Origin of the sequence: Thermoanaerobacter wiegelii Rt8.B1, from assembly GCF_000147695.2 — a bacterium.
GTDB classification, from domain to species: Bacteria; Bacillota; Thermoanaerobacteria; order Thermoanaerobacterales; family Thermoanaerobacteraceae; genus Thermoanaerobacter; species Thermoanaerobacter ethanolicus.
In genome coordinates this window covers 1,805,461-1,831,161 of the sequence record NC_015958.1, presented here as the reverse complement: position 1 = coordinate 1,831,161, position 25,701 = coordinate 1,805,461, and the positions used below count along the sequence as shown (strand labels likewise).

Here is a 25,701-nt window from a genome sequence, read left to right as displayed (position 1 = left end):
TTAAAAATGGATTTATAATGTATTTAGAAACATTTGTTTTTATAGGGAGAGAGGAAATGGGATGGTTAGCAATATAAATATTTCAATAAATTACCAGATATTAATTTTGTTGATTTTAGCAATATTTTATTTATTAGTGCATAATGCAGAAAAGGAAAAATATATTCTTTTTTGGGGAAGTGCATGGGGCTTTGATTTAATAAGATATGTCATGGAATATGCAATAGAATATGGGGATTTGCCTAATACAATTTTGTCACAGATGATAATATATGGTTTGCTTGTAATAAGTTCTATATTGTTTACTTATGGTTTTCAATCTTTTTTTGAAGTAAATTTTTTGCAAAAGAGTTTATGGATTATTTCACTAAGTTTAGGATGGTATGCAGTAAATAAAATTTTAGGAAGCAGTAATTATATGGCTGTGATTCCAATGTATATTTTTTTAGGGGTTATGAGTATATTTGCTGGTACGTTGATATTTAAAAATTTCAAATCCTCAAAAGTGATTTCTAGTTTTGTAATAGGAATATTACTTATTTTAATGGGCGTTCGTGAGGCTACTTTTCCTCTTATAAAACACTTTAATTTGACAAATTATCTAGTTGACTTTGACCTTTTGTATTCCTTAAAAGTTATATTAGCAATTGTTTTATTAATGCAATTTTATGAAATTGCAAGCAATATATTAGCTATTATTTTTCACAAACAAGAAGAACTTATGAAATCTTTAAATAAAGAAAAAGAATGGCTTCGGGTTACATTAATGAGTATTGGAGACGGAGTTATTGCTACAGATTCTTATGGCAATATAGAATTTATGAATCCTACAGCCGAAAAGCTTACAGGGTATAAGGAAGAAGAGGTATTAGGTAAGAAAATTGATGAGATTTTTAATATAATCAATGAAGATACAAAAGAGAAGGCAGAAATTCCAATAGAAAAAGTTCTAAAAACTGGTGAGATTACAGGACTTGCAAATCATACTGCCTTAATATCAAAAAATGGGCAAGTTATTTCTATTGCTGATTCTGCTGCTCCAATAAAAGATGAGAAAGGAAACGTCATAGGTACGGTGATGGTTTTTAGAGACATAAGCGATAAAAGAGAGTATGAAAAGCTATTAAAGCAATACGAGTTTATTGTAAAGTCTTCTGCGGAAGGAATAGGAAGTTTTAATTTAGAAGGTATTATTCAAACCTGGAATAAAGGTTGTGAAAAAATATACGGTTATAAAGCCGAGGAAATAATAGGTAAGAGCATATACACTCTGATTCCAGATTTTGAAAAAGAAAAAATGGAAAATATTTTAAAAAGTTTAATGAAAGGAGAAGAAGTAAAAAGTTATGAGGGAATAAGGATTAGAAAAGATGGGAAATTCATAAATGTGTTCGTTTCAATTGCGGCGTTAAAAGACGAATTAGGTAGATATGTTGGTGTATCTTTTATCTCTCACGATATAACAGAGAATAAAAAAGCTGAACAAATTTTAAGAAGATATAAACTGCTTTTTGACAATATAAATGACATAATTTTATTTGCAAAATATGAGAATGGCAAGATTATAGAGGTAAATAAAGCTGCAATGGAGGCATATGGCTATGAAATGGAAGAACTTTTAAATATGGATATTTTTGAGCTTTGTAATTGTGATAAAGAGGAGTTAACTCAATTGTTAGATGTTGAAGCTGAAAAGGGGGTTTTACTGAACTTACAACATAAGAGAAAGAACGGCAGCAAGTTTTATGTAGAGGCTAATATAGTAAGTGTCGATTTTGAAAATGAAAAGCTTATTATGACGATAATAAGAGATATAACAGAAAGGAAATTAGCGGAAGAGAAGCTTGAACACATGGGTACTCACGATATTTTGACAGGCCTTTATAATAGGAACTTTTTCGAAGAAAAAATGTCATTTATAGAGAAAAACAATATCATACCAACAGTAATCATAGTATGCGATGTAGATGGTCTAAAGCTTGTCAACGATACAATGGGACACAAAGCGGGAGATATGTTGTTAAAAACAGCGGCTGAAGTGTTAAGAAAGTGCTTTAGAGGGCAGGACATTTTAGCAAGGATCGGAGGGGATGAATTTGCAATTATACTGCCTCATACAAGCAGCGATATTGTAGAGAAAATTGTTAGCAGAATAAAAAAAGTGATTGAAAATAGCAAATTCACTATTGAGAACTACAACATAGCTTTGAACATGTCAATAGGATATGCTGTGAAAAATAATAGTTTTGATAAAATGGAGGAAGTTTTTAAAGAAGCAGATAATAATATGTATAGAGAAAAATTGTTTCACAAAAGAAGCAGCTATAGAAAGGTATTAGATTCTATCTTAAAGATGTTTGAAATTCGACAGCCGAGATTACAAAAGCACCTAAAGGGCGTCAAAGAAGTTTTAGTGAATTTTGCTGAATATTTAAAACTTTCTCGAGTACGTATAAAAAATTTAGAACTTTTGGCTGAGTTTCATGATATTGGAATGATAGGAATTTCAGATAAAATACTAAGTAATATAGATAACTTAAATGAAGAAGAAAAACTTGAATTTCAAAAGCATTGTGAAATAGGTTATAGAATTGCTATGTCTTCCCCTGATTTAGCTCACCTTGCAGATATGATTTTAATGCACCATGAATGGTGGAATGGACAAGGTTATCCACTTGGTGTAAAAGGAGAAGATATTCCTTATGAATGCAGAATTTTGGCTATAGTAGATGCTTATGTGCAGATGATAGATGAAGAAGAGAAGGGGCTTTCTAAAGAGCAAGCGCTAAAAGAGATTAGAAAGATGGCGGGGATACAATTTGACCCTATTCTTGTTGAAAAATTTTTAGCCTTTATGAAGGATTGATATTTTTCTTTAAAAAGTATAAAATATTAAAGTAATCGTCATTTATTAAACAATAGGGTGTGATAAAATGCCAAGACCTCCAAAATGCAGATGGGTTAGAAGTGAACCAAATGTAACTCATTTTAAACCAGTAGGCGTGCCTATGTCTATGTTAGATGAAGTTATACTAACAGTAGAGGAATTAGAAGCTATAAGGCTTAAGGATTTAGAAGGTTTAGAGCAAGAAGAATGTGCTGATATGATGAAGGTGTCGAGACCTACCTTTTTTAGAATAATCAATTCTGCTAGACAAAAAGTGGCAGATGCTTTGGTTAATGGTAAAGCGATAAGAGTGGAAGGTGGAAATTACAGAGTTTATGAAGAAGAGCAAAGAGGTCATAGAGGTATGCGACATAGACATGGCCACTGGGGTGGAGAAGATTAAAATTCTATTAAATTTTCATATTTTTTTACAAAACCTTTCATATATATAGTATAATTAATGCTGTGAATAAGAGTTACTATATATATGAAAGGATGAAGTAAATGGACCTTATAAAAAACTTCATTGATATTGTATTGCATCTTGATAAGTATTTAGGCAGTGTTATTCAAACTTATGGCACATATACTTACAGCATTTTGTTTTTTATTATTTTCCTTGAGACTGGCTTTGTGGTGACGCCTTTTTTGCCTGGAGATTCTCTTCTCTTTGCAGCAGGGACTTTTGCAGCAATTGGCAGTTTAAATATATTTTATGTCGTTATACTTTTGGCCTTTGCTGCCATATTAGGAGATACAATAAACTATCATATAGGGAAATTTGTGGGGGGAAAAATTTATGAAAGAGAAAACCTACGGTTAATAAAAAGAGAGCATTTGCTGGAAGCTCGTGACTTTTATGAAAAGTATGGTTCTATTACTATTGTTGTAGGAAGATTTATACCAATTATTAGAACTTTTGTCCCTTTTGTAGCGGGTATTGGACAAATGAGATATTTTAAGTTTTTATTTTACAATGCATTAGGAGGAACGCTGTGGGTTTTACTTTTTACTTTAGGTGGGTACTATTTTGGGAATTTGCAAATAGTGAGAGACCATTTTGGATTGGTGACAATTGCGATAATTGTCATATCGTTAATACCCGCAATTGTAAGCTTTTTAAAAAGGAAAAAACGTTGATGCAGGAAGTTTTTTGATAAAATGTGTGCTGCTTCGATATAATATATTTAATATATTTTAAATTTTATGAAAGGGGAATATGGATTATGGGCTGGTTTGGAACTAAAGGTGAGACTATTGTCATAAATGTTAAAGGGATGACATGCAACCATTGCAAAATGTCTGTTGAAAACGCACTAAAGAAGTTAAATGGGGTATCGAAAGCTGTTGTTGATCTTGACAAAGGTGATGTTACGGTAACATATGATCCTTCCAAAGTTTCTGTAGATGATATGAAAAAAGCAATTATTGATACAGGATATGAAGTGTAATACAAATTAAAAAATTTAAAGTGAAAGAAAAGCATTGAATAGAATATCAATGCTTCAGACTGTAGACAAACTTTCGTAAAGGAGATATTTTGCATAAGGAGCGACTTGTTACAAAGCAACCCGGCACTCAAGTAAGAGAGTTTGATAAAGCAAAAATAGAAAAAACAAGCTTACTTACTTGCCGGGAAACTTAGCAAGACCGAGGGCGTAGGCAGGGCCGAAGCCAGGGATGGCGGAGGCGGGCACCTTAAGGCATGGATGCCGATTGTGCCCGGTACCCTGCCGGAGCCTGAAGGTCGAGCTTTAGTTTTGTCGCTTTGGAACATCGGAGCGACGATGCAAAATATCTCCTTTGAATATTTTTTAACTTTGTCAACAAACTGAAGCATTGAATAGAATATCAATGCTTTTCTTTGCGTTATCTTGGTTTAAATGTTGTGCATTCTGTTTCTGCACTAGTTTTTGCAGACATTACTTTTGAATTTATTTCAATCGATGGAGCATGACATTTCATATCTTTCCAGTAACTACAAGTATTTACTGAACATTTAACTACATTTTCTGCTGACATGTAACACACCTCACTTTTTATTATCAAAAAATAGTATTTGCATATATTATTTTATTATACTTTTTTATAAACAAAATAACAGGATGTTTTGTGGAACTTATGAAATATCTGTGTTAACTTTACTAAATGATTTGCTCTGACTAAGGAAAAGATATTTGAGCGGCTTGTACCGCCCATTAAGTTTGATAAAGGCTAAGATATAAGTCGTTTTTCCCCTTCTATTGCTTTTATAGGAGCAATATCTTGTGTCACCTCTAAAGTCCCCATGTATTCGCCACTTTTATCTCTTATAGCGAAATACCTTATAAATACATATTTGTTACTCATCTTTATCCAGAAATCTTTGTGTTTTTTGACTGACTTAAAGTCATGAAGCAGTTGTTTTACTACATGAACACTTGCGGGTGGATGACAATATTGAACCTTTCTTTGCGAATGTATTACTTCAACTTACAGACAATGTTTAATAACATGACAATTTAGATACGTAAATGAACCTATTGACATTGATATAAGATTGTGATACCTTAAAAAGAGGAAATTTATAATTCTTATCGGAATACTCGGAATTAAAAGGAGGCAAAAAATTATGTCTGAAAGAGAAGACAAAATTTATGAGGATATAACCCAGCTTATAGGCAATACACCTATGGTTAGGTTAAATAGAATTGTTCCAGAAGATGCATCAGAGGTCATAGTAAAATTAGAGTCTTTTAACCCAGGTGGAAGTGTTAAAGACAGAATTGCATTAAATATGATAAAAAGGGCTGAAGAAGAAGGGAGATTAAAACCTGGTGGGACAATTATTGAAGCTACCAGTGGAAATACTGGCATTGGCCTTGCAATGGTAAGTGCTGTAAAAGGGTATAAGTTGATTCTTGTAATGCCTGATACGATGAGTATAGAACGAAGAAATTTACTTTTGTCATATGGAGCAGAGCTTGTTTTAACACCCGGTGCTGAAGGCATGAAAGGGGCTATAAAAAAGGCGCAAGAAATTTTAGAATCTAACCCTGACTATATAATGTTAGATCAGTTTAAAAATCCTGCGAATCCAAAAATACATGAACTTACAACGGCAAAAGAAATATTAAAAGATACAAATGGAGAAATAGATGCATTTGTGGCCGGAGTAGGCACAGGTGGGACGATATCTGGAGTAGGAAAGATTTTAAAGCAATATAACAAAGATATAAAGATTTTTGCAGTAGAACCGGAAGAATCTCCTGTATTGTCAGGCGGCAAACCTGGGCCTCACAAGATACAAGGAATAGGAGCTGGATTTGTTCCTGATACACTAAATCTTGACGTTATCGATGAAATTATAAAAGTAAAAGAGAAAGATGCTTTTTTAATGTCAATGAAACTTGCAAAACTGGAAGGAATTCTTTGTGGTATTTCCTCAGGAGCAAATGTTTTTGCGGCAATTGAAGTTGCAAATCGCCTCGGGAAAGGAAAACGAGTTGTAACTGTGTTGCCTGATACTGGGGAAAGATATTTAAGTATGCACAAACTTTTTGAATATTGAACTCCCTTGTGAATAAAAAATGCAGAACATATACTAAGACGTAAAAAACAATAGAAAGAGGCGATTTTTGTGGAGAAAATTTATTTAGATAATGCGGCAACTACTCCAGTCGACAAAAATGTATTAGAGGCGATGCTGCCATATTATAGCGACATTTTTGGAAATCCATCTTCTTTGCATTCACATGGTCAAGAGGCGAAAAAAGCTATTGAAGAAGCGAGGGAAAAAGTAGCAAAAGCGCTGGGGGCAGATGCTGAGGAAATATATTTTACTAGTGGAGGATCTGAGTCTGATAATTGGGCATTAAAAGGTGTAGCATATGCATTAAAAGATAGGGGAAATCACATTATTACAACGGAAATTGAACATCATGCAGTACTTCATACTTGTCAGTATCTTGAAAAAGAAGGCTTTAAAGTAACATATCTTCCTGTTGATGAATATGGACTTGTAAAGCCCGAGGATTTAAAAAAAGCAATTACAGACAAAACAATCCTTGTTTCTATCATGTATGCTAACAATGAGATAGGTACGATAGAGCCAATTGAGGAGCTTGTCAAAATAGCTCATGAAAAAAACATATATTTTCATACTGATGCTGTGCAAGCAGTTGGGAATATACCGATAGATGTAAAAAAATTAGATGTAGATTTGTTATCTCTCTCTGCCCATAAAATATATGGACCTAAAGGTGTAGGAGCATTGTATATAAAGAAGGGAGTAAAGCTTCATTCGTTTATACAAGGTGGAACACAGGAAAGTAATAGAAGAGCAGGTACAGAAAATGTTCCAGGAATAGTAGGATTGGGGGAAGCGATAGAACTTATAACGAAAGATTTAGATTCTCATATAAATAAACTTACATTTTTAAGAGATAAACTTATAAATGGAATATTAGAAAAAATACCTTATACGAGGTTAAACGGGCATCCAACAAAAAGGCTTCCAGGCAATGTTAATGTATCATTTGAATTAATAGATGGCGAATCCCTTATTTTAAACTTAGATATGGCTGGAATATGTGCTTCCAGTGGGTCAGCATGCACTTCTGGCTCACTTGAGCCCTCTCATGTGCTTCTGGCAATTGGGCAATCAAGGGAATTAGCTCGAGGGTCGTTAAGACTTACAATTGGTAAAGATAACACAGAGAGCGATATAGACAAGGTTTTAGAAGTACTTCCACAAATTATTAAAAGATTAAGGTCAATGTCACAGATTGTATGATAGAATCTACAAGGAGGTTAGAGAATTTATCTATGCAGAAAAACAACAGAGTAGTTGTGGGAATGAGCGGAGGTGTTGATAGCTCTGTTGCAGCATATCTTTTAAAAGAACAGGGATATGAGGTTATAGGTGTTACGATGCAAATATGGCAGGACAAAGATGAGGAAGCAGTAAGAGTTGAAGGCGGCTGTTGTTCATTAAGTGCTGTTAATGACGCTAGAAGAGTAGCGAATAAGATTGGCATTAAATATTATGTAATGAATTTTAAAGATGTTTTTAAGGAAAAAGTAATAGATTATTTTGTAGATGAATATTTGAAAGGTAGGACTCCCAATCCCTGTATTGCTTGCAATAAATATATAAAATTTGAAGAACTTTTGAAAAGAGCCTGGATGATAGATGCGTATTACGTAGCGACGGGCCATTATGCGATTAAAGAGTACGATGAAGAAAGAGGAAGGTATTTATTAAAGAAGTCTGTAGATACTTCAAAAGACCAGACGTATGTACTATATAATCTTACTCAGACTCAGCTTGAGCATATTTTGTTTCCACTGGGTAAATATAAAAAAGATGAAGTTAGAAAATTGGCCCAAAATTTAGGTCTTCCGGTTGCATCAAAGCCAGACAGTCAAGAAATTTGTTTTGTAACTGATAATGATTATGGAAAATTTATTAGAGAAAATGCCAAAGAAGAGATAAAACCAGGAGAATTCCGCGATACGAGAGGTAGATTTTTAGGTTATCATAAAGGGATTATACATTATACAATAGGACAACGGAAAGGTTTAGGAATTTCTGTTGGCAAACCCCTCTATGTTGTCGATATTGATGCAGAAAATAATGTGGTAGTATTAGGATACGGTGACGAAGTATTTGGGGATGAACTCATTTCCTATAATAACAACTTTATTTCAATTGACAAACTTGAAGGAGAGATGAGAGTAAAAGCAAAGATACGGTACACTGCAAAAGAGCAGGATGCAGTAATACGACCACTTGAAGATGGGAGGGTTTTTGTGAAATTTGACAATCCACAAAGGGCTATTACACCAGGGCAGTCAGTAGTTTTTTATGATGGAGATATTGTTGTAGGAGGGGGAACAATAGAAAGAAAAGTTAGATAAAATTTCGGAATCTCCTTTTATGTGGAAGAATTTCCTATAAAAATACTGAGAGATGAAGAGGAGATGAAAATATGGCCGAAAAAGCTAATTTAAAAATAACAGGGATGTCTTGTGCAGCTTGTGCAACAAAAATAGAAAAAGGGCTTAAAAGCTTAGATGGAGTTTTAGATGCAAATGTAAATCTTGCGATTGAAAAAGCAACGGTTATATATGATCCAGATAAAATTAACATATGCGATATTGAGAAAAAAATAGAAGATATAGGATATGGTGTAATAAAAGATAAAGCAGAGCTTGCACTTGTGGGTATGTCCTGCGCATCATGCGCTGCCAAAATCGAAAAAACCTTAAAAAACCTGCCTGGTGTAAGCAATGCATCAGTTAATTTTGCGACTGAGACAGCAATTGTCGAATATGATTCAAATGAAGTTGATACAGAAAAAATGATTAAAGCGATAAAAGATATAGGATATGATGCAAAGGAAAAAACTAGAGTAGGTATTGATACAGGAAAAGAGATAAAGGAGAGAGAAATAAATACATTAAGGAAACTTGTAATATATTCAGCGATTTTAACTGTGTCGTTAGTAATATCAATGGTTTTTAGAATGTTTAAAATTTCAGGAGGAATACTTGATAATCCGTGGTTACAGGTATTTTTATCTTCACCTGTTCAGTTTATCGTAGGTTTTAGATATTATAAGGGTGCGTGGAACAATTTAAAAAATATGACGGCAAATATGGATACTTTGGTAGCGATGGGAACATCTGCAGCGTATTTTTATAGTTTGTACAATGTATTTACCAAACCCTCTCATGAGATACACAATTACTTGTATTTTGAGGCATCAGCAGTTATTATAACGCTTGTAACATTGGGTAAACTGCTTGAAGCTACAGCCAAGGGGAAAACATCTGAAGCAATAAAAAACCTTATGGGACTACAAGCAAAGACCGCAAGAGTGATAAGGGATGGGCAAGAATTAGATATACCTATTGAAGAAGTCAAAGTTGGGGATATCGTTGTTGTAAGGCCGGGTGAAAAAATACCAGTTGACGGAAAAATAGTTGAGGGTAGTTCCACAATAGATGAATCTATGATAACTGGTGAATCTATTCCTGTAGAAAAAGGCGTTGGTGATGAAGTAATTGGTGCTACGATAAATAAAACAGGAACGTTTAAATTTGAAGCGACAAAAGTGGGTAAAGATACGGTACTATCGCAAATTATTAAAATGGTGGAAGACGCCCAAGGATCAAAAGCGCCAATTCAACAAATTGCTGATAAGGTCTCTGGTATTTTTGTACCCACAGTTATGGGTATAGCTGCTACCACATTTTTAATTTGGTATTTTGTGCATGGAGATTTTAATGCGGGCATAATAAATGCAGTATCAGTACTTGTAATTGCATGCCCGTGTGCCCTTGGACTTGCAGTTCCGACCTCTGTGATGGTAGGGACAGGAAAAGGAGCAGAAAATGGTATACTCATAAAAGGAGGAGAACAACTGCAGAAAGCAGGAAAAATAACGACAATAGTGCTTGATAAGACTGGGACGATAACAAAAGGAGAACCGGAAGTTACAGACATAGAAGCTTTTGGAGATTTCACCGAAGATGAGATACTAAAAATAGCGGGAATTGCAGAAAAAAATTCTGAGCACCCATTGGGCCAAGCAATTGTTAATAAAGCAAAAGAAAAATTCAAAATATTGGAAGATCCTGAAAAATTTGAGGCTATACCAGGCTACGGTATATGCATTACGATAAATGAAAAAGAATTTTATATTGGCAATAGAAGGCTCATGGACAGACAAAATATTGATATAACGTCAATTGAAGATAAGGTCACAGAACTAGAATCACAAGGTAAAACAGCAATGATATTGGCATCTCACGACAGAGTTTATGGCATTATAGCTGTTGCAGATACCGTAAAGAGTGACTCGGCAAAAGCTATTAAAGAGTTACAAGCTATGGGTATCGAAGTATACATGATTACGGGAGATAATAAAAGGACTGCTGAGGCAATAGCAAAACAAGTTGGTATAAAAAATGTGGTGGCAGAAGTATTGCCAGAACATAAAGCTGAAGAGGTTATGAAGCTTCAAAAAATGGGAAAAGTAGTTGCAATGGTGGGAGATGGTATTAATGATGCTCCTGCTTTAGCTACTGCGGATGTTGGCATAGCGATAGGTACAGGTACAGATGTGGCGATAGAAACCTCGGATATAACGTTGATAAGTGGTAATCTTATGGGTATTGTGACCGCCATAAAATTAAGCAAAGCTACCATGAGAAATATATATCAAAATTTATCCTGGGCTTTTGTATACAATACAATCGGCATACCATTTGCCGCAATGGGCCTTTTAACTCCAGCTATAGCAGGAGGCGCAATGGCATTTAGCTCAGTATCAGTTGTATCAAATGCCTTGAGATTGAGAAGATTTAGGGAATGAGTTTGGAATTGTCCAAACTCATTCTTTCGCTTATTTCTGTTGCTACTTCAGTCATATGACTGATTGGGTTTAATGCTTTGTTTGAGATGATTATTCCTCCTAAAATTGCAATTGCAATTAAAATTGGAATCATAATAGTTTAATGGATCATCCGGTTATGAGTTATGAGATTATAAATAAGATGAAGGTTATGGAAAATATCGCAAAGATAATTCGTCATCATCACGAAAGATATGATGGCAAAGGTTATTCCGATGGATTAAAAGGAAAAGAGATACCTTTAGGTTCACGAATAATAGCTGTGGCTGACAGTTTTGATGCCATGACTTCTAAAAGGTCTTACAGAGATTCATTTACAATGGCTCAAGCTATTGAAGAATTGAAAAAATGCGGGAAAACAGTTTGACCCCAAAGTTGTTGATGGATTTATATCTGTTATAGAAAATTTGGGCATTGATTTTTAAGATTTTCTAATTTGTTTTTAATGAAAATCTAATTTTCCTTTAAGACTTCACCTCTATAATATTTCGTGAGGTGAAGAAACATGAATTTGACACTTTTTCACATGATAAATGGCTTAGTAGGCCATAATATTTTTTTGGACAAGATTATGACTTTTATTGTTGTGTATTCTCCAATTTTGTATGGGATGCTTATGTTGGTTCAGTGGTTTATAGGTGGTGATAAGGGTAAAAAGACTTCTATGAACGCCTTAGAGGGGAGACTTTTGGCTGTAGCTAGAGAAACTTTTTTCAATATGTAATACATTATGTTTAAGAATTGTTTTTATGGTATAATTTTGGTAAGAATAAACATATAAAGGGGTGTTTTTTATGAATTTTGACAGTTTTTTGTATAACACAAGGCCATTTTTAAATTACCTTTTTGATTTTTATAGCAACCTAGAAGAAAAAAGTTTAAGCAGTGTGATATACAATGCTGGTGGAGAGGATAAGGTTTCAGTTTTGGTTGTAGATATGCTAAACGGTTTTTGTAAAAGCGGTCCTTTAGCAAGTCCAAGAGTTGCAGGCATAATAGAACCCATAAAAAATTTATTGAAAGCCTGCTACAGAATGGGGATAAAAAATGTGTTCTTTTTAAATGACGCCCATCCTTCAGATGCAGTTGAATTTGGAGAATTTCCACCTCATTGTGTAAAAGGTACTTTTGAAAGTGAAATTGTGGACGAATTAAAAGAAGTAGTTGAAGGAGAACCTGTGATTGTAGAGAAAAATTCATTAAATGTGTTTTTTGGTGGGGAATTAGAAGGCGGGAATGAGTTTTTGAAGAAAGTTGTTGAAATGATAAAGGAAGGAAAATCTACTTTTATTGTTGTAGGAGATTGCACTGACTTATGCGTTTACCAGACGGCTATGTCTATAAAAATGATTGCAAATGCCAATAATCTTAAAGCAAATGTAATTGTACCGGAAAATTGCGTTGAAACGTATGATACATCTGTAAAAACTGCTCAATCCCTCAAGATACTGCCTCATGATGGCAATTTGATACATACCATGTTTTTGTATCACATGAAATTAAACGGTATAGAAGTTGTAAAAGAGCTGTTGGAGGAGTAATAAAATTCTATATTGACTTTAGGAAATTTTAGTATATAATATTAATAGAGATATTAGGACGGATGTCCGAATTAATTTTGAAAGGGGTTATATATATGACAAGTTTGCTTGAAAAATCTATCAATTTTGGTTTGGGATTATTTGCATTATCGCGAGAGAAAATAGAAAAAATAGTGGAAGAACTTGTAGATAGAGGAGAAGTTGCAAGAGAAGATGCACAAAAAATGGTAAAAGACTTAGTAAAAAAAGGTGAAGAACAGAAGGAAGAATTGAGAAAAATGATTAAAGACGCAGTTGCTGAAACGTTAGATTACATGAACATCGCCAAAAAGGAGGACATTGTTAGTAAAGAAGATATAAGAAATATTGTTCGTGAAGAAATTAAAAAAGTGCTGGAGGAAATGCAAAACACAAAGAAATAAGTAACTATAAAATTTTGATGACAGGTGTGAAATAATGCAACATTTAAGAAGATACAGAGAAATAGTGTTTGTATTTATCAAATATGGGTTTGGTGCTATAATTGACAATATTGGCATTCTAAAACATATTAATGTAAGAAGAAAAATCTTGAAGCAAACAAATGATGAAAATATTGCGAAACTTTCCCGTGGAGAAAGATTAAGACTTGCTCTTGAAGAATTAGGACCTACTTTTATAAAAATGGGGCAGATTTTAAGTACCAGGCCTGACATTTTGCCAAAGGATCTTATAAAAGAATTGGAAAAATTACAGGACAAAGTTCCTGCTTTTTCTTTTGATGAGGTGAAATCAGTTATACAAAATGAATTTGGCGAAAGTTTGGAGGAAGCCTATGCTGAATTTGAGCCTACTCCTTTAGCGGCTGCTTCTATAGCACAAGTTCATATGGCTAAGTTGTGGTCAGGCAAAACTGTTGTTGTCAAAGTTCAAAGGCCAGGGATAGAAAAAATCATAGCCCAAGATATGAGGATATTAGAAGATATTGCCAAATTTGTTGATAATCGTACAAAATATGGCAAACTATATAATTTTACAAAAATGGTAGAAGACTTCAAAAAGAGATTGGAAGAGGAATTAGATTTTAGAATAGAGGGGGAAAACGCAGAAAAGTTCAAAAAGAATTTTTTAAAAGACAAAAAAGTCAAAATTCCTTCTATACTCTGGACCCATACGACAAGACGTGTATTGACGATGGAATACATTGATGGCATTCCGTTAAATGATTTTAATGCAATTGATGAGGCTGGATTAGACCGCGGTGCAATTGCAAGAAACCTTGCAAAATCTGTATTGAATCAGATTTTAAGGGATGGTTTTTTTCATGGAGACCCTCATCCGGGAAATATTATGGTGCTAGGGGATGGGACAATAGCATTTTTAGATTTTGGAATGGTAGGTAGCTTAAGCCCAGAAAGAAAAAGGCAGTTTTCTAAAATGTTGTTGGGGATTGTTTACAAAAATAGCAGGATGATTACTGAAAGCATTATAGATTTAAATGCTGTGACTCTAAATGTTAATATGAAAAAGCTAGAAAAAGACATAAATAATTTGCGAAATAGATATGTTGAAATACCATTAGAAAAGCTCAAAGTTGGGGAAGTCCTCAATGGGGTATTTGACCTTGTATTTTCGTATAATATTGTAATTCCCAATGAATTTAATATGCTGGCTAAAAGCCTTATAACGTTAGAGGGAATAGTAGAAAAGTTAAATCCCAAAATTAGCGTTTTAGAAGTGGCAAAACCAATTGCAAAGCAGTTGATACCTAAAATGTTTTCTACTCAACATATGAAAGAAGAGATAATAAATGCCACGATGGATTATAGCAGATTGATAAAAGAGTTGCCATCATTTTTATTGAATTTTTTAAGGAAAACAGAAGAAGAAAATTATGCTGTAGAATTGAAAATAAGAGACTTTGAAAGTTTAGAGAAACGCGTTGATAAGGTATTTAATCGACTTTCCACCAGTATTATACTTTTGGCTTTAAGTATTGTTATTGCCGGGATTTTAATAGGGTCAGGAATGAGTGCTAATGCTGGCGCAGAAATGTATAAGCTTAATGTGATAATTTTAAAGATTGGTTTAGCAATAGCTTTTGTCATAGTTTTAGGTTTAGCAATTTCTATTTTCCGATCTGGGCGGCTTTGATAAATAAACTTCAAAAGGGGAAATCCAAGATGGAAGAAAGAAACCAATCGCAAAGAATATTAAATGCTGCATATAAGTGTATTTCAACTAAAGGATATGCTAATGTTTCCTTAAGAGACATTGCAGAGGAAGCTGGTGTTGTATTAAGCCAATTGCATTATTATTTTGGCAGTAAGGAAGGACTTTTTACGGAGGTAATAAAGATGATGATAGATAAATATTTAAAAGAAATAAATGAAGCTTTGAGTGTTGGAGAAACTGCAAAGGATAAGATGCTATCCTTAGTGAAATTTTTTAAAGACCTGCTTAAAAATAATCCGGGACTTTTTAAACTGTTGTACGACTTTACAGGTTTAGCCATGTGGTCCTCTTCTTTTAACAGTTTATTAAAAGATTTATTTAATGACTTATCTAAAATGATTGAGGAAAAAATTCTAAGTAACAGTGCTTTAGGAGAGAATTTTAAAAATTATTCTCCACGAGCAGTGGCGAGAATGATACTTGGTGCAATGTTTGGTACGGGAATTCAAGTGATTTTAGATTCTAATGAAAATGAAATTTTGGATGCGTTAAATGCCACACAAATTATTTTTGAGTAAAAATGGTGATGGAAAATGAGACCAAAAGTAGGACTTATACTAGGCGGTGGAGCAGCAAGAGGATATGCGCACTTAGGTATACTAAAAAGATTTGAAGAAGAAAATATTCCTATTGATTTTATAATAGGCATAAGTATGGGAGCGATAATAGGAGCAATCTATGCTTCAGGACATAATGTAGACAAACTTATAAATGATGCAAAAAAGATTAATATGTTAAAATTTTTAAGTTTATTGGATTTTAAAGCCTCACAAACCGGTTTGGTAAAGGGTGAAAAAATAGAGAAATACTTGCGGGGTTATGTAAAAGAAAGTTTTGAGGAACTTAATGTCCCTCTGTATATTGTGGCTACTGATATTCAAACAGGAAAGGGAGTAGTATTTTCAGAGGGAGACTTGATAAAAGCTATAAGGGCAAGCATTTCTATCCCCGTCTTTTTTGAACCCGTGGAGTACAATGGAACCAAGTTAGTTGATGGGTCAATTGTTGATTCTGAGGCAATAGAATTAGCAGCTAAATTGGGTGCAGACATAATTATAGAATGTGATGTGAGCTCTAGCATAGATATGGGAGTTTTTGAAAAAACCTTTTATTCTTTAGCTAATAGTGATAAGTTGCTGCCTCTAAAAAAATATTTCAATTTAAAAAGGACAGCGCCTGAAATTATATCCATTACAGCTACAACTATGAAGTTATTAAAAGACAGCTCTAACAAAAATTCCGAAAAAACAGAGAGGGGTAAAAAAGTCTATACAATAAAACCTAATGTTAATAATATTCGCTGGTATAGGTTTGACCAGGCGGGAAAATGCATAAATATGGGATTTGAAGCTGCCGATTCTATTGTTTGGAGAATAAAGAGAGAACTGGAAGTATAGAATAAACAACCCCCATTGATGTGAAAAAAGGAACGGAAAATACTTTTATAGCTTTAAAAATCATATTGAACATCTCATATAATTATGCTCTAAGTTTTAGCAAAAAACATAGAAAAACGGATATTTTTTTTGATAAAGGGAGAAATATTGAATAAATATAAGGAAAAATTCAAAATATTAGAAGATATAAGGGAATTTCAAGCTATATCCGATTTCTTTCGTTGTGGTATAATAAAAATTGGAATAGAAAGAATCTTGACGGGTACATAAAATATTCAAAATTTTGAGATTATTTAATGCACAAATCAAAAGCTGCTTAGACTGGAATAAAACTAATTACAGGAGGTGTAATGTTTCCTTTTGATAGTTTTAGAGTGTAAGCAGCTAATGAAGAGGTGATTGCCGTGGAATGCCCTAATTGCAAAAGTACGAATGTGGGCAAAATAGGGAATAACCTGTATTTTTGCAGGGATTGCAATTGCGAGATAAAGATAAAAAAGTGTACAGCTGTTGTGAGCATGTATGATTCGGAGGGTTGCATAAGCAAGAGATTTAAAGTTTGTTACAATGCATAAAGGAGGGGTAGTCCCCTCTATTTATTTTGTGAAAAAAAAGTGATATTATAAAATTGCATATAAAGTTTCATTTTGGAATGAAAACAATATATTATTGATAGACTATAGATGGAATAATTAATTAACTTTAAATTTTAAGGAGTGGTACAGTGATTGAGATAGTTGACAAATTGAAGGATATCCTTAGAGAAGGGAAATTGTATTTAAACGAGCCCATGAAAAGACACACTTCTTTTAAAATAGGTGGACCTGCAGATGTGTTAGTTGTGCCAAATAATCGAAAAGAATTATTGGAAGCCATATCTTTGTTGAAACGAGAAAACATACCTTTTTTTATACTAGGAAATGGCACTAATCTATTAGTAAGTGAAAAAGGTATAAGAGGAGTTGTAATAAAATTATCCTCTTTGAGAAATGTAATTGTAGAGGGTAATAGGATAATCGCTGAAGCAGGAGCGCCTCTTTCCTATATTGCCAATGTGGCACTTGTACATGAACTTGCGGGATTTGAATTTGCTAGCGGGATTCCTGGCACTTTAGGTGGAGCAATAGTGATGAACGCAGGAGCTTATGGGCCTGAAATGAAGGACGTGGTAGAAAAAGTAGAGGTTTTAGATGGAGAAGGCAATATATTGATTTTATCAAATGAAGAAATGAATTTTTCCTATAGACATAGCATTATTCAAGAAAAGGATTGGATTGTTTTAAGAGCGTGGCTTAGTTTAACAAAAGGGAAATACGAAGAGATAAAAAGCAAAATGGAAGAACTAAATGCAAAAAGGAAGGAAAAACAACCTTTAGAGTATCCCAGTGCCGGAAGTACTTTTAAAAGGCCACCTGGATATTATGCTGGAAAATTGATTGAGGAAGCAGGACTTAAAGGCTATTCAATTGGAGGAGCTAAAGTTTCTGAAAAGCATTCGGGATTTATTATAAATACTGGCAATGCAACTTTTTACGATGTTTTAAATTTGATTGAGCATATACAAAAAGTAGTAAAAGAAAAGTTTGGAGTGGAACTTGTACCAGAAATAAGAATAATAGGAGAGAAATAGGTGATTTGACAAATGAAAATTTTTGCTGATTATCACACCCATACGGTATACAGTCATGGGAAAGGCACAATAGAAGATAATGTAAAAAGGGCGATAGAAATTGGGCTTGAGGAGATTGCAATCACTGACCATGGACCAGCTCATGTATTTTATGGCTTAAGAAAAGGGGATTTCAAAAAAATGAGAGAAGAAATAGATAAGATTAATGAAAAATATCCCCAAATTAAAGTGCTGATGGGAGTAGAAGCTAATTTAATCAGCTTAGAAGGGGATATTGATGTTCCAGATGAACTTATGAAATATTTAGATATTTTGCTTATGGGATATCATGAAGGAGTTATGCCTAAAGACTTTAGAAGTGCTTTACAGCTTTTTGGTAAGAACATGGCAAGTAAATATTTTATTTCCTTGCGGGAAGAGATGAGAGAAAAAAATACTCAAGCGATGATTAATGCTATAAAAAAGTACAAAATTGACATAATAACACACCCAGGGGCTAAAATAGACATTGATACACAAAAGCTTGCAAAGGCAGCAAAAGAGAAAGGAACGGCTCTTGAAATTAATTCTAGTCACGGTTATATGACAGTTGAATATGTAAAGATAGCTAAAAAAGAGAGGTGCAAATTTGTAATAAACAGCGATGCCCATACGCCTCATAAAGTAGGAGACTTTGAAAGAGGAATAGAAATTGCAAAAGAGGCAGGACTAACAGAAGAAGATATAATAAACGCAAAGGGGTGATATTTTTATGAGGTTTGTAATAATAACAGGGCTTTCTGGTGCTGGAAAAACACAGGCATTGAAGGCTATGGAGGATATGGGCTTTTTTTGTATAGACAATTTTCCACCTGCTCTTCTTCCAAAACTTGCTGACCTTTTTTATCACTCAAAAAATGTTGATAAGGTAGCCCTTGGCATGGATTTAAGAGGTGGCCAGTTTTTTGAGGACATCTATTCTAGCCTTGAGTTTTTGAAAAAAAACAACTACGATTACGAAATAGTTTTTTTGGAAGCTTCTGACGAGGTTTTGATAAAGAGGTTTAAAGAAACCAGAAGAAAACATCCTCTCTCTGAGGAAGGTAGAATAGTTGATGGAATAAATGAGGAAAGAAAGAGACTTGCAGAAATAAGGAAAATTGCCAATAGCATAATAGATACTTCTAATTTAACTTCTTCTCAGTTAAAAGAGGAATTGTCTAATATCTTTTTAAAAGGGAAAAAGTTTAAAGGAATCATAATAGATATTATGTCTTTTGGATATAAATATGGAATACCTCTTGATGCTGACCTTGTATTTGATGTGAGGTTTTTGCCTAATCCTTTTTATATTGAAGAATTAAGACCTTTAACAGGAAATGATGATAAGGTAAAAGAGTACGTGATGAAGTGGGAGGAAGCAAAGGAGTTTTTAAAGAAATTAGGGGACATGATTAAATTTTTAATCCCGTATTATATAAGAGAAGGTAAATCTCAACTTGTTATAGCTATTGGATGCACAGGAGGAAAGCATAGGTCTGTTACTATTGCAAATGCCCTTTATGAGTTTCTAAAAAAAGAAGATTATTCTGTTATTTTGCACCATAGAGATATAGGAGAGGAGTAATATGATTATGAAAAATAATTCTAAAGGGGGACTTCATATTGTTGCTATTGGTGGAGGTACAGGGCTTTCTACTATGCTAAGAGGATTAAAACTTTATACAACCAATATTACTGCGGTAGTTACAGTAGCAGATGATGGCGGCGGCTCGGGAATCCTAAGACAGGATTTAGGGATACTGCCGCCTGGAGATATAAGAAATTGTATACTGGCTTTAGCAAATACAGAGCCTACAATGGAACAACTTTTGCAGTACAGGTTTACTGAGGGAATGTTAAAAGGCCAAAATTTTGGGAATTTGTTTTTGGCAGCCATGATAGGTATTTCTAAAAATTTTGAAGAAGCTGTAAAAAAGATGAGTGATGTGCTTGCTGTATCAGGAAAAGTTATTCCTGTAACTCTTGATGATGTAAGGCTTGTAGCAGAGCTTGAAAACGGAACTATCATTAAAGGGGAATCGCAAATTCCTGTTGTACAGCAAAAAGAAAACAGTAAGATAAAGAGAATATATATTGAACCTTCTCATGCAGAGCCTTTTGAAGAAGTGTTAGTGGATATATTAAATGCTGATGCCATTGTATTAGGTCCTGGAAGTTTATATACGAGTGTAATTCCTAATCTTTTGGTAGATGGAGTGTGTGACGCCATTGAAGCTTCCAAAGCGGTTAAAGTTTATGTTTGCAATATCATGACACAGCCAGGAGAGACTTTGGGCTATACTGCTTGTGACCATGTGAAGGCTCTTTTTGAACATGGGCTTAAATCTCTAGATTACATTATTGTCAACAATGGCGAAATTCCCCATGATTATATGGAGCGCTATATAAAAGACATGTCACAACCTGTTGAATACGATAAAAATCAGTTAGAAAGTATGGGAATTAAAGTGGTAGAGGAAAATTTAGTAGCTTTAAAAAAGGAATTTATAAGGCACGATGAGCAAAAGCTTGCAGAAGTAATTGTAAGCCTGCTTAAGTAAACGAGGAATTTTAGTCTATGTTGTACAAAAAAACATATTGACATTTGTTAAATTAAGATATACAATAATATTGAAAGCAAGCGCAAGCGATTGCAACACTGTTGCAATTGGGCGCTTTTAAAAAATACAGTTCAAGAAAGCGATTGCTGTAATATATTAGCAATAACTTGTAAGGGGGAAAGTGATGGGAAAGAATGTAAAGCTATTTGCGGCAATAATTTTAGTCTTTTCTTTATTGCTGACCAGTTGTGGTATTAAAGAGACTAGTTCTAATAATTCCGCTGAATCGGATGTAATATATCAGGTTATGATAGATAGGTTTTACAATGGGGATAAGTCCAACGATGACCCGGAAGTAAGTAAAGGTATGTTTGATCCAACACATACTAATTGGAGGATGTATTGGGGTGGAGATTTAAAAGGTTTGACAGAAAAAATTCCTTATATAAAAGGGATGGGAGTAACAGCTATTTGGATTTCTCCTGTTGTAGACAACATCAACAAACCGGCAATATATAATGGCGAAATAAATGCACCTTATCACGGATATTGGGCAAGGGACTTTAAAAGAGTAGAAGAACATTTTGGTACATGGGAGGACTTTGACAGTTTTGTAAAGACTGCTCATGCTAATGGGATAAAAGTTATACTAGATTTTGCTCCAAATCATACGAGTCCTGCAGATGAAAACAATCCTGACTTTGCTGAAAACGGTGCACTTTATGGCGATGGGAAATTATTGGGAACTTATAGCAATGATGTCAATAAACTTTTTCATCATAATGGTGGAATTACCAACTGGAATAATTTAAAGGACTTGCAGGATAAAAATTTGTTTGACCTTGCGGACCTTGATCAAAGTAATCCTATTGTTGACAAGTATTTAAAGGATTCTATCAAGTTATGGTTTAGTCATGAAATTGATGGGGTAAGGCTAGATGCAGTAAAGCATATGCCTATGGAATGGGTAAAAAGTTTTGCTGATACCATATACGGCGTTAAAAAAGATGCTATTCTTTTTGGCGAGTGGATGTTAAACGGTCCCACTGATCCTTTGTACGGTTATAATATTCAATTTGCCAATATGAGTGGTTTTTCTGTATTGGATTTTATGCTCAACAATGCGATAAAGGATGTTTTTGAAAAAGGTTATGGCTTTGACAGATTGAATGATACTATTGAAGAGACAAATAAAGATTATGATAATCCTTATAAGTTGGTTACTTTTGTGGACAATCACGATATGCCGAGGTTTTTATCAGTCAATGATGATAAGAACAAATTGCATGAAGCTATTGCGTTTATAATGACATCTCGTGGGATTCCGGCTATATATTATGGGACAGAACAGTATTTGCATAATGACACAAATGGCGGAAATGACCCTTACAATAGGCCAATGATGGAAAAGTTTGATGAGAATACTACGGCTTATGTTTTAATTAGAGAATTGTCAAACTTGCGCAAGGCTACACAGGCGTTACAGTATGGGAAGACTGTGGCAAGGTATGTTAGTAATGATGTTTACATCTATGAGAGGCAATATGGGAAAGACATAGTTGTAGTTGCAATAAATAAAGGAGAAGAGACTACTATAAAAAATATAGAGACTTCTCTTCGAAAAGGCAAATACAGTGATTATTTAAAGGGTTTATTAGAAGGAGTTAATTTAAAAGTTGAAAGAGGAGATAGTGAAAACAACATTTTAAGTATAACTTTACCTAAAGACAGTGTAAGCATATGGACAAATGTAAAAGTGAAATAAGATTTTGGGTTTTTCCCAAAATTATAATAAAATTAAAAATTAAGAGGAGGATTTGTATGAAGAAGTACACAAAAATAATTGCATTGCTGACTGTGATGGTATTCGTTTTGTCAGCTGCTTTAACAGGTTGTGGCGGCAGCAAGACAAGCGAAAATACTTCATCACAAGGTCAGACAGAACAAAAGAAAGAGCCTGTAGAACTTGTAGTATGGTCACACTTAACAGATCCTGAAATAGCAAAGGTTCAAGAGATTGCAAATAAGTGGGCAGAGCAAACTGGCAACAAAGTAAAAGTTTTGGCAGACCAGAGTGACTTCCAAGCTTTCTCAACAGCTGCTCAAAGTGGTAAGGGCCCAGACATCATGTTTGGTTTACCACACGATAACTTGGGTACTTTCCAAAAGGCAGGACTTTTAGCTGAAGTACCAGACGGAGTTATAAACAAAGACGACTATGTTCCAATGAGCATAAGTGCAGTATCCTATGATGGAAAAATGTATGCTGTACCAATTTCAATGGAGACTTATGCACTTTTCTACAATACAGAGAAAGTTCCAACACCACCAGCAACACTTGATGATTTAATTAAGCTGGGCAAAGAAGTAGGATTCCAATACGATGTAAATAACTTCTATTTTAGCTTTGCCTTTATATCTGCTTATGGCGGTTATGTGTTCAAGGATACAGGCGGTGGACTTGATCCAAACGATATAGGATTGAATAACGATGGTGCAAAGAAAGGCTTAGAACTTATAAAAGACTTTGTGACAAAGTATAAATTCATGCCTGCAGATATAAATGGAGATATGGCAAAAGGTAACTTCCAAAGTGGAAAGACTGGTTTGTATATAAGTGGTCCATGGGATGTGGATGGCTTCAAGAAAGCTAATGTTCCATTCAAAGTTGCTCCACTACCACAGGTTGATGGTAAACCAATGCCTTCCTTTGCAGGTGTGCAAGCTGCTTTTGTAAGTGCAAATTCAAAACATCAACAAGAAGCATGGGATTTAATGAAGTATCTTGCTGAAAATACAGGATTGCCATTATTTGAAACAGGTAACAGGATACCAGCTCTTAAATCCCTCTTAGACAATCCAGAAGTTAAGAATAATGAGATTTTGAATGCATTTGCTGAGCAAGCTACACATGCTATTCCAATGCCTAATATACCGCAAATGGCAGCAGTCTGGACTCCTGCAGGCAATGCATTACAGCTTATTACATCTGGAAAAGTTCCAGTTGACAAAGCTGCTGACGATATGGTGAATCAAATCAAGCAAGGCATTGCAACACAGCAATAACAAAAAGGGGCTTTTAGCCCCTTTTTTTAGAGAAGGAGGTTGCTAGATGAAAACAAACAAAACTATGCGGGATAAATTAAGACCTTATGCTTATTTGTCTCCTGCTATACTATCTATGACTGTATTAAGTTTTGCCCCTATTTTGTATACTATTTATATTGCTTTTACAAACTTTAATTTATATCATTTTAAAAATTATCAATTTGTAGGATTTAAAAATTTTGTTGATATACTTGCCGGCCCTTTCAAAGTAGTTTTTGCTCCTGTATTTGTGTGGACAGTTATTTTTGCTCTTTCAGCTACATTATTGAGTTATATTATTGGCCTTCTTTTAGCGGTTATTTTGAATAACAAAAATATGTGGGAAACAAATTTATATAGAGCAATATTGATTATTCCATGGGGACTTCCTGGCACAATTGCCGCACTTACCTGGACAGGACTTTTAAATCAGCAGTATGGGGGTATAAATCTGATACTGCAAAAGTTGCACCTTCCCATGATACCATGGCTTCTTGATCCTTTTTGGGCAAGAGTTGCGATTATAATTGTCAGTGTGTGGATGGGTTATCCTTTTATGATGAATGCCTCATTAGGAGCTTTGCAGGCTATTCCACCTGAACTTTATGAAGTTGCAGATATTGATGGTGCTACGTGGTTTCAAAAGTTTAGAATGATAACAGTACCAATGTTGACATCTTCTACTTTGCCACTTATTATTTCATCTTTTGCTTATAATTTCAACAATTTTGGTGCAGCGTTTTTAATTACAGGAGGAGGACCTCCAAGGACAGATACTTCTTTTGCAGGTCATACTGATTTGCTTGTAAGTTCAGCTTATAAAATGACAATGCAGTTTAATAGGTATGACTTGGCGGCAGCTTTGTCTATAATTATATTCTTGATAATTGGTACACTAAGCCTTATCAATATGAAGATGACTCGTGCTTTCGAGGAGGTGGATTAAGGTGGAATATGCAAGTGTTAAAATTGGTGACAAAAAAACGACTAAAAAGATTTATTATAGGGAAAAATTAAAACCCCATGAAAAAGTATCTCTTTGGATTAGCCGACTTATTATATGGGCTGTAATTGCAATAATGATGTTTCCTGTGGCTTGGGTAGTAGGAGCCTCTATGGCGTCTGGAGATGCTTTTTTCTCTGGCTCTATTTTTCCACAGCATATGACCTTTCAAAATTATGTTGATGTATTGCAAAAAACAAATTTTTTACTTTGGATAAAAAATAGTATGATTTTAAGCGTTGGTGTAGCAACTATTCAATTATTTTTGACTGCTACGTCAGCTTATGCTTTCAGTAGAATGAAGTTTGCTGGAAGAAAAAATGGCTTAAAGACTCTCTTAATACTTCAGATGTTTCCTACGTTTATGGCATTACCTGCTATATTTGGTATAATGGCAAAATTAAACCTTCTGGATAATCTCTATGCCCTTATGCTGGTCATGGCAGGTAGCAGCGCTTTTAGTATATGGCTTTTAAAAGGCTATATTGATAGTCTTCCAAAAGAGTTGGACGAAGCTGCTTTAGTTGATGGAGCTACTCATTGGCAAATTTTCACGAAAATAATTCTTCCTTTGGCGACTCCCATGCTTGTAGTTATATTCTTATTTAGCTTTATGGGAGTATACAGTGAATTCATTTTGTCCAGTGCGGTACTAAAGTCACCTGAAAATTACACAATAGCGTTAGGGCTTCAAAGGTTTATTCAAAACCAATTTTCGGCTCACTGGACTCAATTTGCGGCAGCCTCTGTTATGGCATCTTTGCCTCTTGTAATACTCTTTATGGTATTGCAGAGGTATTTGCAAGCTGGTCTTGCAGCAGGTGCAGTAAAAGGATAAAAAATTGTTACACATGGAACAATTTGTAAATACCGGATTATTTCCGGTATTTTTATTTTTGTATATAAATAAAAACTTATGGCAAAAATAAATATGTATTTGTTTTTGAAGGAGGTCAAA

At 34.2% G+C, this 25,701-nt stretch carries 25 protein-coding genes; 23 read left to right on the top strand and 2 right to left on the bottom strand.

Annotated elements, in window-relative coordinates:
• Positions 1 to 61: 61 nt before the first annotated feature.
• The 4 genes from THEWI_RS09070 (at position 62) to copZ (ending at position 4,338) form a co-directional block, all read left to right on the top strand.
• Entirely contained in the window at positions 62 to 2,866 is a 2,805-nt protein-coding gene (locus tag THEWI_RS09070) for a sensor domain-containing diguanylate cyclase/phosphohydrolase (protein ID WP_014063178.1), read from the top strand.
• Positions 2,867 to 2,933: 67 nt separating this feature from the next.
• Positions 2,934 to 3,290 carry a DUF134 domain-containing protein gene (locus tag THEWI_RS09065; RefSeq protein ID WP_003868064.1) on the top strand — a complete coding sequence of 119 codons (357 nt, stop codon included), beginning with the start codon at positions 2,934 to 2,936 and terminating at the stop codon, positions 3,288 to 3,290.
• A gap of 101 nt (positions 3,291 to 3,391) precedes the next feature.
• The gene (locus THEWI_RS09060) at positions 3,392 to 4,027 is read left to right on the top strand and encodes a VTT domain-containing protein (RefSeq protein ID WP_014063177.1); all 636 of its coding nucleotides are present in this window, start codon (positions 3,392 to 3,394) and stop codon (positions 4,025 to 4,027) included.
• Positions 4,028 to 4,113: 86 nt separating this feature from the next.
• The gene (copZ, locus tag THEWI_RS09055; RefSeq protein WP_014063176.1) at positions 4,114 to 4,338 is read left to right on the top strand and encodes a copper chaperone CopZ; all 225 of its coding nucleotides are present in this window, start codon (positions 4,114 to 4,116) and stop codon (positions 4,336 to 4,338) included.
• Positions 4,339 to 4,756: 418 nt separating this feature from the next.
• Here copZ and THEWI_RS13935 read toward each other — a convergent pair whose 3' ends face one another.
• Both THEWI_RS13935 and THEWI_RS13930 read right to left on the bottom strand, forming a co-directional pair.
• The gene (locus THEWI_RS13935; RefSeq protein ID WP_003870552.1) at positions 4,757 to 4,909 is read right to left on the bottom strand and encodes a DUF1540 domain-containing protein; all 153 of its coding nucleotides are present in this window, start codon (positions 4,907 to 4,909) and stop codon (positions 4,757 to 4,759) included.
• A gap of 192 nt (positions 4,910 to 5,101) precedes the next feature.
• Positions 5,102 to 5,350 carry a PAS domain-containing protein gene (locus tag THEWI_RS13930; protein ID WP_083820900.1) on the bottom strand — a complete coding sequence of 83 codons (249 nt, stop codon included), beginning with the start codon at positions 5,348 to 5,350 and terminating at the stop codon, positions 5,102 to 5,104.
• Positions 5,351 to 5,498: 148 nt separating this feature from the next.
• Between THEWI_RS13930 and cysK the strand changes: the two genes are divergently transcribed.
• The 19 genes from cysK to THEWI_RS08960 all read left to right on the top strand — a co-directional run bounded on the left by cysK (position 5,499) and on the right by THEWI_RS08960 (position 25,581).
• A complete protein-coding gene (gene cysK, locus THEWI_RS09050) occupies positions 5,499 to 6,437 on the top strand; it encodes a cysteine synthase A (RefSeq protein ID WP_014063175.1) in 939 nt (312 codons plus the stop codon).
• Positions 6,438 to 6,506: 69 nt separating this feature from the next.
• Positions 6,507 to 7,661, top strand: coding sequence for a cysteine desulfurase NifS (nifS, locus tag THEWI_RS09045; protein WP_014063174.1), 1,155 nt, complete (start codon positions 6,507 to 6,509; stop codon positions 7,659 to 7,661).
• Positions 7,658 to 8,788: a tRNA 2-thiouridine(34) synthase MnmA gene (mnmA, locus tag THEWI_RS09040; RefSeq protein WP_014063173.1), complete on the top strand. Its 1,131-nt coding sequence runs from the start codon at positions 7,658 to 7,660 to the stop codon at positions 8,786 to 8,788. Before nifS ends, mnmA begins: the two co-directional genes overlap by 4 nt.
• 71 nt (positions 8,789 to 8,859) lie before the next feature.
• Complete coding sequence (locus tag THEWI_RS09035; RefSeq protein WP_014063172.1) at positions 8,860 to 11,250, top strand: heavy metal translocating P-type ATPase; 2,391 nt, start codon at positions 8,860 to 8,862, stop codon at positions 11,248 to 11,250.
• 157 nt (positions 11,251 to 11,407) lie between these two features.
• Positions 11,408 to 11,656, top strand: coding sequence for an HD-GYP domain-containing protein (locus THEWI_RS09030; protein ID WP_244262199.1), 249 nt, complete (start codon positions 11,408 to 11,410; stop codon positions 11,654 to 11,656).
• A 138-nt stretch (positions 11,657 to 11,794) separates the two neighbouring features.
• The gene (locus THEWI_RS09025) at positions 11,795 to 12,013 is read left to right on the top strand and encodes a hypothetical protein (protein WP_014063171.1); all 219 of its coding nucleotides are present in this window, start codon (positions 11,795 to 11,797) and stop codon (positions 12,011 to 12,013) included.
• Positions 12,014 to 12,083: 70 nt separating this feature from the next.
• Positions 12,084 to 12,830 (top strand): cysteine hydrolase family protein, encoded by a 747-nt coding sequence (locus THEWI_RS09020; RefSeq protein WP_014063170.1) that lies wholly within the window; start codon positions 12,084 to 12,086, stop codon positions 12,828 to 12,830.
• Positions 12,831 to 12,892: 62 nt separating this feature from the next.
• Complete coding sequence (locus THEWI_RS09015; protein ID WP_003870540.1) at positions 12,893 to 13,252, top strand: phasin family protein; 360 nt, start codon at positions 12,893 to 12,895, stop codon at positions 13,250 to 13,252.
• Between the two features lie 34 nt (positions 13,253 to 13,286).
• Positions 13,287 to 14,963 (top strand): 2-polyprenylphenol 6-hydroxylase, encoded by a 1,677-nt coding sequence (ubiB, locus tag THEWI_RS09010; protein WP_014063169.1) that lies wholly within the window; start codon positions 13,287 to 13,289, stop codon positions 14,961 to 14,963.
• A 29-nt stretch (positions 14,964 to 14,992) separates the two neighbouring features.
• Positions 14,993 to 15,562, top strand: a complete 570-nt coding sequence (locus tag THEWI_RS09005; RefSeq protein ID WP_014063168.1) for a TetR/AcrR family transcriptional regulator — start codon at positions 14,993 to 14,995, stop codon at positions 15,560 to 15,562.
• 15 nt (positions 15,563 to 15,577) lie between these two features.
• On the top strand, positions 15,578 to 16,441 hold the full coding sequence (locus tag THEWI_RS09000; RefSeq protein WP_014063167.1) for a patatin-like phospholipase family protein: 864 nt from the start codon (positions 15,578 to 15,580) through the stop codon (positions 16,439 to 16,441).
• Positions 16,442 to 17,165: 724 nt separating this feature from the next.
• Complete coding sequence (gene murB, locus THEWI_RS08995; protein WP_003870536.1) at positions 17,166 to 18,071, top strand: UDP-N-acetylmuramate dehydrogenase; 906 nt, start codon at positions 17,166 to 17,168, stop codon at positions 18,069 to 18,071.
• A gap of 12 nt (positions 18,072 to 18,083) precedes the next feature.
• Positions 18,084 to 18,815, top strand: a complete 732-nt coding sequence (locus tag THEWI_RS08990) for a PHP domain-containing protein (protein WP_014063166.1) — start codon at positions 18,084 to 18,086, stop codon at positions 18,813 to 18,815.
• Between the two features lie 7 nt (positions 18,816 to 18,822).
• Positions 18,823 to 19,677: an RNase adapter RapZ gene (rapZ, locus tag THEWI_RS08985; protein WP_003870534.1), complete on the top strand. Its 855-nt coding sequence runs from the start codon at positions 18,823 to 18,825 to the stop codon at positions 19,675 to 19,677.
• Position 19,678: 1 nt separating this feature from the next.
• Positions 19,679 to 20,653, top strand: a complete 975-nt coding sequence (locus THEWI_RS08980; protein ID WP_014063165.1) for a gluconeogenesis factor YvcK family protein — start codon at positions 19,679 to 19,681, stop codon at positions 20,651 to 20,653.
• Between the two features lie 184 nt (positions 20,654 to 20,837).
• A complete protein-coding gene (locus tag THEWI_RS08975) occupies positions 20,838 to 22,418 on the top strand; it encodes an alpha-amylase family glycosyl hydrolase (RefSeq protein WP_014063164.1) in 1,581 nt (526 codons plus the stop codon).
• Positions 22,419 to 22,474: 56 nt separating this feature from the next.
• Entirely contained in the window at positions 22,475 to 23,719 is a 1,245-nt protein-coding gene (locus tag THEWI_RS08970; protein WP_014063163.1) for a sugar ABC transporter substrate-binding protein, read from the top strand.
• A gap of 46 nt (positions 23,720 to 23,765) precedes the next feature.
• Entirely contained in the window at positions 23,766 to 24,686 is a 921-nt protein-coding gene (locus THEWI_RS08965) for a carbohydrate ABC transporter permease (protein ID WP_003868311.1), read from the top strand.
• Between the two features lies 1 nt (position 24,687).
• Positions 24,688 to 25,581, top strand: coding sequence for a sugar ABC transporter permease (locus tag THEWI_RS08960; RefSeq protein ID WP_014063162.1), 894 nt, complete (start codon positions 24,688 to 24,690; stop codon positions 25,579 to 25,581).
• Positions 25,582 to 25,701 lie beyond the last annotated feature (120 nt).

Excerpts from the sequence above, each read along its gene's own strand:
- THEWI_RS09030 (WP_244262199.1), top strand. The coding sequence starts at position 11,408 with ATGAGTTATGAGATTATAAATAAGATGAAGGTTATGGAAAATATCGCA.
- THEWI_RS09060 (WP_014063177.1), top strand. The coding sequence starts at position 3,392 with ATGGACCTTATAAAAAACTTCATTGATATTGTATTGCATCTTGATAAG.
- THEWI_RS09025 (WP_014063171.1), top strand. The coding sequence starts at position 11,795 with ATGAATTTGACACTTTTTCACATGATAAATGGCTTAGTAGGCCATAAT.
- THEWI_RS08990 (WP_014063166.1), top strand. The coding sequence starts at position 18,084 with ATGAAAATTTTTGCTGATTATCACACCCATACGGTATACAGTCATGGG.
- THEWI_RS08980 (WP_014063165.1), top strand. The coding sequence starts at position 19,679 with ATGATTATGAAAAATAATTCTAAAGGGGGACTTCATATTGTTGCTATT.
- THEWI_RS09015 (WP_003870540.1), top strand. The coding sequence starts at position 12,893 with ATGTCCGAATTAATTTTGAAAGGGGTTATATATATGACAAGTTTGCTT.
- copZ (WP_014063176.1), top strand. The coding sequence starts at position 4,114 with ATGGGCTGGTTTGGAACTAAAGGTGAGACTATTGTCATAAATGTTAAA.
- mnmA (WP_014063173.1), top strand. The coding sequence starts at position 7,658 with ATGATAGAATCTACAAGGAGGTTAGAGAATTTATCTATGCAGAAAAAC.
- THEWI_RS09000 (WP_014063167.1), top strand. The coding sequence starts at position 15,578 with ATGAGACCAAAAGTAGGACTTATACTAGGCGGTGGAGCAGCAAGAGGA.
- cysK (WP_014063175.1), top strand. The coding sequence starts at position 5,499 with ATGTCTGAAAGAGAAGACAAAATTTATGAGGATATAACCCAGCTTATA.
- THEWI_RS09035 (WP_014063172.1), top strand. The coding sequence starts at position 8,860 with ATGGCCGAAAAAGCTAATTTAAAAATAACAGGGATGTCTTGTGCAGCT.
- rapZ (WP_003870534.1), top strand. The coding sequence starts at position 18,823 with ATGAGGTTTGTAATAATAACAGGGCTTTCTGGTGCTGGAAAAACACAG.
- THEWI_RS09005 (WP_014063168.1), top strand. The coding sequence starts at position 14,993 with ATGGAAGAAAGAAACCAATCGCAAAGAATATTAAATGCTGCATATAAG.
- THEWI_RS13935 (WP_003870552.1), bottom strand. The coding sequence starts at position 4,909 with ATGTCAGCAGAAAATGTAGTTAAATGTTCAGTAAATACTTGTAGTTAC.
- THEWI_RS09020 (WP_014063170.1), top strand. The coding sequence starts at position 12,084 with ATGAATTTTGACAGTTTTTTGTATAACACAAGGCCATTTTTAAATTAC.
- ubiB (WP_014063169.1), top strand. The coding sequence starts at position 13,287 with ATGCAACATTTAAGAAGATACAGAGAAATAGTGTTTGTATTTATCAAA.
- THEWI_RS08965 (WP_003868311.1), top strand. The coding sequence starts at position 23,766 with ATGAAAACAAACAAAACTATGCGGGATAAATTAAGACCTTATGCTTAT.
- THEWI_RS08975 (WP_014063164.1), top strand. The coding sequence starts at position 20,838 with ATGGGAAAGAATGTAAAGCTATTTGCGGCAATAATTTTAGTCTTTTCT.
- THEWI_RS08970 (WP_014063163.1), top strand. The coding sequence starts at position 22,475 with ATGAAGAAGTACACAAAAATAATTGCATTGCTGACTGTGATGGTATTC.
- THEWI_RS09070 (WP_014063178.1), top strand. The coding sequence starts at position 62 with ATGGTTAGCAATATAAATATTTCAATAAATTACCAGATATTAATTTTG.
- THEWI_RS09065 (WP_003868064.1), top strand. The coding sequence starts at position 2,934 with ATGCCAAGACCTCCAAAATGCAGATGGGTTAGAAGTGAACCAAATGTA.